Genomic DNA, 12916 nt, shown 5'->3' with positions numbered 1-12916 from the left:
AAGATGAAAAAGTTAAAGAAATGGCAATTATTTAGCATTATTGGAGCTACGATTGCAGTTGTTGCAGGAGCAATTCTCTTCATGTTTCTAAACGGAGGGAATCCTTCTGAGACACCAGTCGATACGACTCCGCTGGTCCAGAAAGCCAAGGAAGGCTCAGTGGCTTCTTCAGTCTTACTGACAGGAAATGTTACAGCCAGCAACGAGCAGTACATCTACTATGATAGCACCAAGGGTGACTTGGAAAATGTACTGGTCAATGTCGGTGACCAAGTGACTGCCGGTCAAGCGTTGGTTACTTATAAAAGTGCAGAGGCTCAGGCAGCTTATGATGCAGCTGCTCGGGCGGTTAGCAAAGCTGATCGTCAATTGCATGACTTGCAAACCAATGGTGTGACTGTAAATACAACTGGTGATGAAGAAGCAGATGGGGCTTCTGAAGCTCAGGCTCAGCGTTCTGTAGAGTCTCAGGCAGCTGATCTGCGCGATGCTCGAGCTGATGCAGTTGATAATATGAATAAAGCGCAAGCTACTCTCAATGCCTTGACGGTGACCAGCACTGCAGATGGTACGGTCGTAGAAGTTAACCGTGATGTTTCAAAATCAACAACAGGTGCTACTCAAACCTTGGTTCATATCGTCAGCAATGGTAATCTGCAGATTAAGGGTGAATTATCCGAATACAATCTGGCTAACTTGTCTGTCGGCCAAGAAGTGACCATTACATCAAAAGTTTACCCTGATAAGAAATGGACTGGTAAAATCAGCTACATTTCCAACTATCCGAAAGACGGCCAGCAGGCAGCAGCTCAATCATCTGGAACAGGTGGCAGCGGAACAGCTTCAGGCTCTAAATATCCATTTACAATTGACATTACCAGCGAGATTGGTGAGCTCAAGCAAGGATTCTCTGTCAATATTGAAGTTAAAAACAATACTCAGGGACTCATTGTGCCAGTAAGCAGTGTCGTAATGGACGGAGACAAGAACTATGTTTGGGTCCTGGAAAAAGGAGTTGCCAAGAAAACAGAAGTGACGCTCGGAAATGCTGATGCTGAAAATCAAGAAATCTCATCTGGTTTGACAAAGGATAGTAAAGTTATCATCAATCCGACAGATAGCTTGAAAGACGGTCAAGAGGTGAAATCTTATGAAGAAGCTAATTGAGTTAAAAAATATTAATAAGAGCTATCGCAATGGAGATCAGGAACTGCAGGTATTAAAAGACATCAGCCTGGAGGTTGATGAGGGCGAGTTTGTTGCCATCATGGGACCATCTGGATCTGGTAAGTCTACACTGATGAATATCATTGGGATGCTGGATCGTCCGACCACTGGTGAATACCATCTGGGAAGCGAAGAAGTCGCTAAGCTAGGTGATAAGAAGCTGGCCAAGGTTCGAAATAAGCAAATCGGCTTTGTCTTTCAGCAGTTCTTTCTCCTGTCTAAGCTCAATGCCTTGCAAAATGTGGAACTGCCCTTGATCTATGCAGGTGTCGGTCTATCTAAACGTAAGTCCTTGGCCGAGCAGTTTCTGACCAAGGTGGAGCTAGACACGCGGATGCATCACCTGCCTTCAGAGCTTTCCGGAGGGCAGAAGCAGCGGGTAGCCATTGCGCGTGCTTTGGTCAACAATCCCTCTTTGATTCTAGCTGACGAACCAACAGGAGCCTTGGATACCAAGACTGGTGAGCAGATTATGGAGCTCTTAACTGAGCTCAATCGAGAAGGGAAAACCATTATCATGGTAACCCATGAGCCTGAGATTGCTGCCTATGCCAAACGGCAGATTGTCATTCGTGACGGTGTCATCTCATCTGATAGCGCTAAGGAAGGAGGACTAGCCTAATGCAAAACTGGAAATTTGCCATTAGCTCCATTCTTGGACACAAGATGCGGTCTTTCCTGACCATGATTGGGATTATTATCGGAGTGGCTTCAGTTGTGGTTATCATGGCCTTAGGAGATTCTATTACCCGGCGGGTCAATGAGAGTTTTACCAAAAGTCAGAAAAATATGCGTCTCGTCTTTTCTCCTAAAAAGAGCAAAGACGGATCCTACACACAAACGGCTGATCTCTATTCAGTAAACGTGGAAGATGAAAGCGAAGAAGTGGTGGAACCACCCAAGGCTCAGGAAGCCTGGGTCAAGGAATTGACCCATATCAAGGGAGTGGACGGCTACTATGTGACCAACTCAGCTATGGAAACCTTTAGCTACGAAAATAAGCAGGCTGAGCGCGTCAACTTTGTCGGTGCAAACATGACCTATATTCAGGTGAAAAAATACAAAATAATTGCTGGTCGCGCTCTGAGGCAGCAAGACTATCAAGGTTTTGCCAGTGTTGTGCTGCTGGACGAAGATCTGGCTGCGAACCTCTTTTCTTCCGCTGAAGAAGCAATCAATAAGATTGTGACAGTGGGGGCTAGTAACTATCGGGTGATTGGGGTTTATAGAGATCCTGAGACTGCTGCTGCATCTGGCTCCATGCAGGTCTATGGTGGCAATGCCATTACAACCAATACTCTCATAGCTGCAAACTTTGGAGTCGATGAAATTTCAGAGATTGTTCTTCGGGTGAATGATACTAGTTTGGTTCCAGAACTTGGCCCTAAGGTTGCCAAGAAATTAACTGAAATTGCTGGTCTCCAACAGGGAGAATATCAAGTGACAGATGATAGTGCCCTCTATCAGGAAGTGCAAAATATTTATGGTGCCATGACAGGAGTTATCGGTGCCATCGCCGGAATCTCACTCTTTGTTGGTGGTATCGGCGTTATGAATATCATGCTGGTATCTGTCACTGAGCGGACCCGAGAAATTGGACTTCGGAAAGCTCTGGGAGCGACACGCGGAAATATTTTGATGCAATTTTTGATTGAGTCTATGATTTTGACACTGATTGGTGGGTTGATTGGACTGCTTCTAGCGGCAGGACTTGCGTCTGTACTAGGCTCAGCCATGAGTCAAATGCTGGAAGGAACACCAGTGACAGTATCACTCACAGTCAGCATCATTAGTCTTCTTTTCTCAGCGACTATCGGTGTTCTCTTTGGAATCCTGCCAGCCAACAAGGCCTCCAAACTGGATCCAATTGAAGCACTGAGATATGAATAACATAAACAAAAGTCTGGGGAACCAGGCTTTTTTATGATGTAAAAAATCCTGCTGGAATTCCAGCAGGATTTGCTTTCTTAATATCGTATAAAATACAGATTATTTCATCGTTGGGAAGAGCAAGACATCGCGAATAGTGGTCACATCGGTCAGCAACATAACCAGACGGTCAATACCGATTCCCAGACCTCCAGTTGGTGGCATACCGTATTCCAGAGCTTCAACGAAGTCATAGTCTATACCAGTCGCTTCATCATCACCCAGTTCTTTAGCTTTTGCCTGGGCTTCAAAACGAGATAATTGATCGATTGGATCGTTCAACTCTGTGAAGGCATTGGCATATTCTTTGGTCATGATGAAGAGCTCGAAACGGTCCGTGAAGCGTGGGTCTTCTGGATTTTTCTTAGCCAGAGGTGATACTGCAACGGGATGACCGTAGACAAAGGTTGGCTGAATCAAGGTTTCTTCCACAAATTCTTCAAAGAAGGCGTTGATAACATGGCCGACTTCGGTGAAGTGCTTCTCAAGCGGAACTTTCTTTTCTTTAGCCAAAGCAGCAGCTTCTTCAAAACTCATATCTTGCCAGAAGTCAACGCCTGTAATTTCCTTGATGGCGTCAACCATGTGAACCCGTTTAAATGGTTCATTGATCTTGATTTCAGTTCCTTGGTAGTTGACCGGTCCATCTCCATTTACAGAGACAGCTGCATGTTGGATAATGCCTTCAGTCAAGTCCATGATGTCTTGGAAGTCTGCATAGGCTTGGTAAACCTCAATGGAAGTGAACTCTGGATTGTGAGTCGCATCCATTCCTTCGTTACGGAAGATACGCCCAATCTCATACACTCGCTCCATACCGCCGACGATAAGACGTTTAAGGTGAAGCTCGGTTGCAATCCGCAGTACCATGTCAATGTTTTGGGCATTGTGGTGGGTGATAAAAGGACGGGCAGCAGCACCGCCTGCCTCATTATGGAGAACAGGAGTTTCAACTTCAAGGAAGCCTTGTCCATCCAAGTAACGGCGAATTTCTGAAATGATTTTTGAACGAGTGACAAAGCGTTCAAAGCTTTCACGGTTGGAAATCAAATCCAAATAACGTTTACGGTAGATGGTTTCGACATCTGTCAGGCCGTGGAATTTTTCAGGCAGGGGACGCAGAGCCTTAGACAAATGAGTAAGGTGGGTCGCCTTGATAGAAAGCTCCCCCATATCTGTCCGCATAATCTCACCTTCGATACCGAGGAAATCTCCTAAGTCAGCCTTTTTGAAGATTTCATAGTTTTCTTCACCAACAGCATCCTTACGCACATAAATCTGGATTTGGCCTTCACGGTCTTGGATGTGAGCAAAGCCAACCTTTCCTTTGCCGCGCTTGGTCATGAGACGGCCAGCGATAATAGCTGTTTCATTAAGTTCGTTTAATTCTTCTTTATCTTTATCGTTGTATTTTTCTTTCAGTTGAGCAGAGTTAGCAGTCCGTTCAAAGCGTTTGCCAAAAGGGTCAATTCCCTGCTCAGCCAGCGCAGCCATTTTTTCACGGCGTATAATCTGCTGGTCGTTTAATTCCTCGATATGTTCAGTAGTCATGTTTTTCCTCCAAAAGTTTTCCTACCTATTTTATCACAAAAGGTAGGGAAATTCATCTATATTTGGCTATAAAGTAAGAAAAAAAGCTAGAAATCCAGCTTTACTTTTCTGCCTTTTCAAGTAGGTAATCCGTATTATTCCAAGTGATCAGCTCAAAATTCTCAAAGTCTTCTGTTTCAAGGATGGTGATACTGGCATTGGTCAGACCGCCATTCTTGCGTAGGAGAGGTGTGTCATAGCCCAGCATGGTTCGAATACTGGCGGTTAAGTTAGCACCGTGCCCGACAATGAGCACTTGTTCATAGTCCTTGTCCTTTAAGGTCTTGATAAAGGAAATGGTCCGGTGGGTTGTATGGTAAACCGACTCAGCGTCAAAAAAAGTATGATTAAATTGCGAAAGGTTGTGGCGGAAGGCAGTCATCTGGTGCGGATAGATGGCTTCTATGGTAGAGATTTTTGCGCCTTCCAATTTTCCCAACTGCCATTCTCGCAGTTCAGGCACTGATAAGATTTCAGTCTGGAACTGGCTTTCTTCTTGGATAATCTCAGCAGAGCGAACGGCGCGTGGGAGATCGCTGCTGTAAATCTTGCCAAATTGTGTTTGAGCCAGATGTTTTCCAAGGGTATGCAGTTCTTCAACAGCGGCTGGCAGCAGTGGCGAATCACCGCTGGCTCCCTGAAATCGTCCTTCCTGATTCCATTCCGTTCTTCCGTGTCGGACAAAGTATAATTTCATAGTGGTTGATTGTTTCTTTCTTATTAGAGTTTATTGAGAATATTAGGTGCAGTATTGAAAAATTATGAGCTAGAATCTTCCTTTAGGTCTGCAAAGTCAGCTTGAACAAAATCCGCCAAATCTTGAGCCTTGATTTCGATACTGCGGCCGACTTCGCCTGCAGACACGATGATGCTATCTCGCTCTAGAGCTGACTGGTCGATATAGATTGGAAAGTTGTGCTTTTGACGGATACCGACAGGATTGTTGGCTCCGTGGACATAGCCCGTTGTCTTTTCCAAGTCTTTCTGAGGAATCATGCTGACTTTTTTATTACCAGAAATCTTGGCCATTTTCTTTTCAGATAGATGTTCTGTGATCGGTAAGATACCGATTAGTGTGCCGGTCTTGTCTCCTGTCAAGGCCAAGGTTTTATAAATCTGCGAACGGTCCAAGCCTTTGGCTGGTTGTTCTGCTAAGGCATTTAGCTGCAGGCCTTTATGTTCAATCTTAGCCTTGCTTAAAATTTGCTCGACCAGTGTTTTTTTGATTTTTGTTTTTTTAGCCATTAGTATATCTCTCTTCTAATTGTGACATCCAGAGTCCCAGCCAAGTTCCTAATCCGAAGAAAAAGGCTGCAAGGACAAGTGTCAATATAGAAACTCCATGATAGCTAATGCTTTCACTGTTTCCTGCTTGAGGCACTACAATGAGAAGTGTACTGGATAGGACGATGCCAATGATAAAGTGATAGACACGAGAGTAGTAGTTTTTCAAAATATGATCCATGAGCTTAGAGAAGAGAATCAGAGCCAAGACGCCTCCTATTCCGATAGGAAGAAAGGTACCTAAGAGATCCAGTTTGCGAAAGCCATTGAGCATAGGGGCATAGAGGCCTAAAATCAGGAGAAGGTTGGACGGACTAAGTCCGGGAATTAAAATGCCCAGTGCAATCAAGGCTCCTGCTAAGATAAAAGAGAGGAAGTTGGCTGGCAAGGTGCCGACCATACCGTTTAGGGAATAAAGAAAAATTCCTGAGACGATGAGGCTGACCCAGAAAACGAGAATATCAATCCGATCACGCTCACTTTTAGCAACAGACTCTTTAATGAGGCTTGGAACAGTCCCGATGATAGCTCCGGCAAATCCCCAAAGGACAATCACTTTGTAGTTGTCCAGTAGCAGATTGACGGGATAGGAGAAGGCAGCTATTCCTAAAATCATTCCGATTCCAACTGGTATGAAATAGAGAACATTTTCGACGAAGTTTTCCTTTAAATGTGCTAAAAAATGAATCAGGCGCTCGTAAATACCTAAGATAGCTGCTAAAACACCGCCTGAAACTCCCGGCAAAATAAAGCCAAGTGCAATGACCATTCCTTTGAAAGTTCTATTCAACCAAGAAATCATTGTATTTTCCTTTTCTAATTTCATTTATCAAATCATTATATCATAAAATATAGGCTTTATTAAGAGGAAACGGCTGGAAATTTCCTATTATTTGACAATAAAAAACGACAGCAGTCTTTGAGACTTGTTCTGTCGCTCTGAGCTATTGGCTTTCTTTAGGAACTGTAAATAGCTTTTGATAAGTAGCTGTTTGGTCTTTCAAGGTTGACAGCTGGTTCAAATCAAGATAATGAGAGAAACCAGTCAGCTGACCTTGTGATGTGTACTGGTGCAAGTCGTAATCTTGCTCCGTATTTGGTGCAGCATTGTAGTAGCCGTCGTCATTACCATAAGTCGGAATCCAAATTGCTGTGAACTTATCGGTAGAGATGCTATGCTCCTCCATAAAATATGTTCCAATATAGATACCAATATTTTTAACACCCAGTGACTCTAGCTTCGCTCGGAAAGCTTCAACTCCCGCATTCATGTCAGACATGGTCTTTTCTTCGACGTCTAGCCAATAATAGGTTGGATGGTACTTGGCAGAAGCCTTGTAGAAACTTTCGGCTTCTTTTTCCATTTCCTTTTTGCTATTGGCGGCCACATAGGCATAGACAGCAACAGGGATGTTGCGCTTTTGAAATTCTTTGATGTGTCTTTCATAAGATTTGTCCAGACCATTCAGATGAGTTGCTGCGTTTTCTTTTTTTGCCTGCGCTCCACTATGAACACGGACAATTACTCCTGAAACATTCTGTGCGAGTAAGTCGTAATTAATCTCACTTGGCAGCTGCCAGCCAGAAATGTCAATGATTGGTCTGGAAATAAACTCTTCATCCAAGGACGAATCATCAGATGTTTCCTCTTTTTTTGAGGAACTTGGAGTTTGTTTAGTTTGTGAAATTTTTGCCTGTGCTTGCTTTTCCTGAGAGTCAGTAATTTGCTTGCTTATCAAAATAAAAGCGATAAAAGAAGCAAAGAAAATTAGGATTGCAAGCGGTTTAATCCTCTTCCTCATACTGGTTTATTTTAACTTAAAACAAATAAAAAAGCAAAAAATATCCCCAGAATTGCTGGAAAATGAATGAAATGTAATATAATTGAAATATTATAAAGCAAAAACAAGACGTTTTGAAAGCCCAAAATGTCTTGTTTTTAAAGAAATTAGTCAGGCTATAGAAGATGAGTTGCCGTTGGATAAATCGTTTTGCTTTTTCCTACCTTTTATAATATTATAATAGCTTTTGAATGAGTTCTTCTATCTTTTGGGGAGAGGTTTGTGGAGAGAAGCGTTTGATGACTGTTCCGTCTCGACTGACCAGAAACTTTGTGAAATTCCACTTTATGTTTTCGCCCAGAAGACCGCCCTTTTCTTTTTTGAGCCAGTCAAAGAGTGGAGCAGTATGAGGGCCGTTGACATCAATCTTAGCAAATCGAGGAAAGGTCGTTCCGTAGTTAAGGCTGCAAAAGCTGTTGATTTCTGCAGCGTCTCCAGGAGCCTGCTGGCCAAACTGATTGCAGGGGAAATCCAGGATTTCAAATCTGTCTTTCTGATAGCGCTCATAGAGTTCCTGCAGTTCTTGATACTGAGGAGTGAAGCCGCAGCCGGTCGCTGTATTGACAATCAGCAGAATCTTTCCTTTATGATCACTCATTTTTTGCGGACTTCCGTCTTGTTTTTGGATTTCGATATCATAAATGTCTGTCATGTTCTCCTCCTTTGTTTGCTTCCTATCTTATCACATTTTTATATAAATAAGGCAAAGCAAGCCATGATTGTCCCTGTCTTTGCGCTAGTGCTTTTTTTTCAATCCAAAAGGTGGTATAATGAGAATTGAATTTTTAGAAGTTTAATGGTGAAATATGAAAATTGACAAGAAGCACTTGTTGAATTATTCTATCTTGATTCCTTATTTGATTTTATCTGTTTTGGGATTGATTGTGGTCTATTCAACGACGAGTCCTACCTCGATTCAGGCCGGAGGAAATGGTTTTGGAATGGTCATGAATCAGGGGATTTTTTGGATAATAAGTCTCTTTATAATTGCGCTCCTATATAGAATCCGCCTGGGTTTCTTAAAAAAAGGAAGTATTCTGACTATAGTTATCTTTGCTGAGATTATTCTCTTGCTTTTATCTCGTTTTATAACAGGGACTATCAACGGAGCTCATGGTTGGCTCAAGCTTGGAGCTTTCAGTATTCAGCCTGCGGAGTATTTGAAGATTATTCTGGTCTGGTATCTAGCTTTTCGCTTCACAAAGAGGCAGGATGAGATAAATGTCTATGACTATCAAGCCCTGACTCACAACCATTGGTTTCCTAAAGCCTTTAACGACTGGCGGACCATGGTGGCTATTCTGATTGGGATTGTAGCTATTATGCCAGACCTTGGAAATGCGACTATTCTATTTTTGACCGTCGTGATAATGATAGCCGTCAGCGGGATTGGCTACCGATGGTTTTCTACGATGCTGGGAGCCATTGTTAGTGTTTCCGGCTTGGTTCTGGCTAGCATTTGGTTGATTGGGGTTGAGCGCGTGGCCAAGATTCCAGTCTTTGGATATGTGGCCAAGCGTTTCAGCGCTTTCTTCAATCCCTTCAAGGATCTGTCTGGCTCAGGCCACCAATTAGCTAATTCCTACTATGCTATGAGTAATGGCGGCTGGTTTGGTCTGGGCTTGGGTAACTCTATTGAGAAGCGCGGATATTTGCCGGAAGCTCATACAGACTTTGTATTTTCTATCGTGATAGAAGAGTTTGGTTTCTTTGGTGCCAGTCTGATTCTGGCTTTACTCTTTTTCCTGATTCTGAGAATTATCTTGGTAGGGATTCGGGCAAAGAATCCATTTAACTCCATGATGGCTTTGGGAATTGGCGGTATGATACTTATGCAGACCTTCATCAATATCGGTGGAATTTCAGGTCTCATTCCTTCTACAGGAGTAACCTTCCCCTTCCTATCGCAAGGAGGAAACAGTCTTCTGGTCTTGTCAGTAGCCATTGCCTTGGTACTTAATATTGATGCCAACGAGCGCCGTGATGCCCTGTATGAGCAGATGGAAGCGGAGGCACAAGACCGGTCTGAGGAAGCTTAATCGCAGTTCGTGTGAACAGTTGTTGCAAAAATGAAAGGTGCAGATTATGTCATTTAACAAATTAGAAAGCTACAGCAATAAAGAAGTGATTCGAGAAGAAGTCGCCATTTTGACAGACTTACTTGCCGATATTACTCGGAATCTTCTCGACCCTGAGACCTTTGAAAAAATCTCCCTTATGGAGGAGCTGGCGGTTAACTCCAAATATCATGAGTTAAAAGCGATTGTAGAAGAATTATCGACAGATGAAATGGTTTATATTTCCCGTTATTTCTCTATCTTGCCGCTTTTGATTAATATCTCAGAAGACGTGGACCTAGCTTATGAAATCAACCATCAGAACAATATCGATCAGGATTATCTTGGGAAGCTGTCAACAACTATTGACCTGATTTCAACGCGGGAAAATGCTCAGGAGATTCTTGAAAACCTGAATGTTGTGCCAGTACTGACAGCTCACCCGACTCAGGTTCAGCGTAAGACCGTTCTGGATTTAACCAATCATATTCATAGTTTGCTGCGTCAGCATCGTGATGTTAAGGCTGGCCTAGTTAATGAGAAGAAGTGGCTAGGAAATCTCCGCCGCTATATTGAGCTTATGATGCAGACAGATATGATCCGTGAGAAGAAGCTGAAAGTGACCAATGAGATTACCAATGTCATGGAGTACTATAACAGCTCTTTCCTGCAAGCTATTACCAACTTTATGGTCGAATACAGACGCTTGGCAGAAGAGCGGGGCATCAAGCTGGATAATCCTAAGCCTATTACCATGGGAATGTGGATCGGCGGTGACCGGGATGGCAATCCTTTTGTAACCGCAGAAACTCTGAAACTGTCAGCCACCCTCCAGAGCGAAGTCATCCTCAACTATTATATTGACAAGGTTTATACACTCTATCGTACCTTCTCGCTCTCGACCAACCTCTCAGAAACCAGTCAGGCAGTAGCAGAAATGGCGGCTCTGTCTACTGACAAGTCTGTTTATCGGGAAAACGAACCTTACCGTCGAGCTTTCCACTATATCCAGTCCAAGCTGATTCAAACCTTGCTTTACCTTAAAGAAGGCAACTTTTCAACTGACGGTCAGCGATTGACGGACCGAGCTGAGGAAAAATTGTCTGCGAAGGCCAACCTTTCTGTCAGCAATAAAGGAAGAGAAATCATCCCTAATTATATCCAGTCTCGTATCAGCGAGACCCTGACTGAGCTCAAGAAGGAGGAGACACCTTCTTACAGAACCGCTCAGGAATTTAAAGAAGACTTGCAGGTCATTTATGATTCTCTTATCGAACATCATGGTGAAGCCTTGGTAAGTGGGGACTTGACTGAACTTCTTCAAGCTGTAGAGGTTTTTGGTTTCTTCTTGGCCAGCATTGATATGCGTCAGGATTCTAGTGTTCATGAGGCCTGTGTGGCTGAGCTCTTGGCTTCGGCTAATATTGTTCAGGATTATAGTAGTCTGTCAGAAGAAGAAAAATGCCAGATCCTCCTCAAACAGCTGCTTGAAGATCCTCGTATCCTGTCAGCTACCCATGAGACTAAATCCGAACTCCTGCAAAAAGAACTGGAGATTTTCAAAACAGCCCGTCAGCTAAAAGATGCCATTGGTGAGGAAGTGATTAAGCAGAATATTATTTCTCATTCGACCAGTGTATCAGATCTACTTGAGTTGGCTATTATGCTCAAGGAAGTGGGGCTGATTGATGAAAATGGGGCTCGTGTCCAGATTGTTCCGCTTTTTGAGACCATTGAGGATTTGGACAATTCCTGTGATACTATGGAGAAATACCTGTCTCTGCCGGTTGCGCAGAAGTGGATTGCTTCTAAGGATAATTATCAGGAAATCATGCTGGGCTATTCAGACAGTAATAAGGACGGTGGCTACCTGTCTTCTTGCTGGACTCTCTACAAAGCACAGCAGCAGTTGACAGCTATCGGTGATCAATTTGGCGTAAAAATTACCTTCTTCCATGGCCGGGGAGGGACAGTGGGACGCGGTGGCGGCCCAACCTATGAAGCCATTACTTCTCAGCCACTCCGCAGTATCAATGACCGGATCCGTCTGACTGAGCAAGGGGAAGTCATTGGTAATAAATATGGTAACAAGGACGCAGCCTACTATAACTTGGAAATGTTGGTTTCTGCTGCCATTAACCGCATGGTCACTCATAAGAAGAGCGATAGCCATACTTCTGATAAATATGAGCGGATCATGGATCAAGTAGTTAATCGCAGTTATCAGATTTACAGAGATTTGGTCTTTGGCGACGAGCGTTTTTACGATTACTTCTTCGAATCCAGCCCGATCAAGGCTATCTCTAGCTTTAATATTGGTTCACGTCCTGCTGCCCGTAAAACCATCACTGAAATCGGCGGTCTCAGAGCTATTCCTTGGGTCTTCTCATGGTCTCAAAGTCGAGTTATGTTCCCAGGCTGGTATGGTGTCGGGTCAAGTTTCAAGGAATTTATTGATGAAGATCCAGAAAATAACTTAGCCTTTCTGCAATTTATGTATAAGAGATGGCCTTTCTTCAAGTCACTCTTGTCAAATGTAGACATGGTTCTGTCTAAGTCAAATATGAATATCGCTTTTGAGTATGCGCAGCTTTGTGAAGATCAGAATGTGCGAGATATTTTCAATATTATCTTGGATGAGTGGCAGCTGACTAAGGATGTCATTTTAGAGATTGAAGGTCATGATGAGCTCCTAGCAGAAAACACCTATCTGAGAGATAGCTTGCACTATCGTATGCCTTACTTCAATGTTTTGAACTATATCCAGCTAGAATTGATCAAGCGTCAGCGAAACGGCCAGCTCACACCTGATCAAGAAAAACTGATTCACATCACCATCAACGGTATTGCGACTGGTCTGCGAAACTCTGGCTAATACAAAGAGAAAATCGGAATTGTTCCGGTTTTTTCTATTTTTGTAACCAAAGGGCTACTTAATTCGTTATACTAGTGAAGGAGGGGGTGAGCTTATCAAACTAGATGAATATG

11 protein-coding genes are annotated in these 12916 nt (G+C 43.3%); 5 read left to right on the top strand and 6 right to left on the bottom strand.

The window, feature by feature from the left end; genetic code table 11:
• Positions 1-3 precede the first annotated feature (3 nt).
• Genes J1C86_RS07695 through J1C86_RS07685 form a run of 3 tightly spaced genes read left to right on the top strand, consistent with a single transcriptional unit; the run spans position 4 to position 3117 of the window.
• On the top strand, positions 4-1167 hold the full coding sequence (locus J1C86_RS07695; protein ID WP_125405139.1) for an efflux RND transporter periplasmic adaptor subunit: 1164 nt from the start codon (positions 4-6) through the stop codon (positions 1165-1167).
• On the top strand, positions 1151-1849 hold the full coding sequence (locus J1C86_RS07690) for an ABC transporter ATP-binding protein (protein ID WP_125342328.1): 699 nt from the start codon (positions 1151-1153) through the stop codon (positions 1847-1849). Before J1C86_RS07695 ends, J1C86_RS07690 begins: the two co-directional genes overlap by 17 nt.
• Entirely contained in the window at positions 1849-3117 is a 1269-nt protein-coding gene (locus tag J1C86_RS07685) for an ABC transporter permease (protein ID WP_125405136.1), read from the top strand. Before J1C86_RS07690 ends, J1C86_RS07685 begins: the two co-directional genes overlap by 1 nt.
• Before the next feature lie 99 nt (positions 3118-3216).
• Here the strand turns inward: J1C86_RS07685 and lysS are convergent, their stop codons facing one another.
• From lysS to J1C86_RS07655, 6 genes are all read right to left on the bottom strand, one after another.
• Positions 3217-4707, bottom strand: a complete 1491-nt coding sequence (gene lysS / locus J1C86_RS07680; protein WP_002914784.1) for a lysine--tRNA ligase — start codon at positions 4705-4707, stop codon at positions 3217-3219.
• Positions 4708-4807: 100 nt separating this feature from the next.
• A complete protein-coding gene (locus J1C86_RS07675; RefSeq protein ID WP_125405133.1) occupies positions 4808-5443 on the bottom strand; it encodes a histidine phosphatase family protein in 636 nt (211 codons plus the stop codon).
• A 62-nt stretch (positions 5444-5505) separates the two neighbouring features.
• Positions 5506-5991, bottom strand: a complete 486-nt coding sequence (locus tag J1C86_RS07670) for an aminoacyl-tRNA deacylase (RefSeq protein WP_125405130.1) — start codon at positions 5989-5991, stop codon at positions 5506-5508.
• Positions 5984-6832: a DUF368 domain-containing protein gene (locus tag J1C86_RS07665; protein ID WP_185755720.1), complete on the bottom strand. Its 849-nt coding sequence runs from the start codon at positions 6830-6832 to the stop codon at positions 5984-5986. Before J1C86_RS07665 ends, J1C86_RS07670 begins: the two co-directional genes overlap by 8 nt.
• 142 nt (positions 6833-6974) lie before the next feature.
• Positions 6975-7832, bottom strand: coding sequence for a glycoside hydrolase family 25 protein (locus J1C86_RS07660; RefSeq protein ID WP_002894996.1), 858 nt, complete (start codon positions 7830-7832; stop codon positions 6975-6977).
• A gap of 214 nt (positions 7833-8046) precedes the next feature.
• Positions 8047-8523 (bottom strand): glutathione peroxidase, encoded by a 477-nt coding sequence (locus tag J1C86_RS07655; protein ID WP_125352857.1) that lies wholly within the window; start codon positions 8521-8523, stop codon positions 8047-8049.
• Positions 8524-8677: 154 nt separating this feature from the next.
• On the opposite strand from J1C86_RS07655, the gene ftsW reads away from it, so the two are divergent.
• On the top strand, positions 8678-9910 hold the full coding sequence (gene ftsW, locus J1C86_RS07650; protein WP_125352855.1) for a cell division peptidoglycan polymerase FtsW: 1233 nt from the start codon (positions 8678-8680) through the stop codon (positions 9908-9910).
• A 46-nt stretch (positions 9911-9956) separates the two neighbouring features.
• Entirely contained in the window at positions 9957-12803 is a 2847-nt protein-coding gene (gene ppc / locus J1C86_RS07645; protein WP_125409651.1) for a phosphoenolpyruvate carboxylase, read from the top strand.
• The last annotated feature ends 113 nt before the right edge of the window (positions 12804-12916 follow it).

It is taken from the genome of Streptococcus sanguinis (assembly GCF_050220005.1).
GTDB classification, from domain to species: domain Bacteria; phylum Bacillota; class Bacilli; order Lactobacillales; family Streptococcaceae; genus Streptococcus; species Streptococcus sanguinis_Z.
The sequence above is the reverse complement of the archived record's forward strand: the minus strand, read 5'-3'. Positions and strand labels throughout refer to the sequence as shown.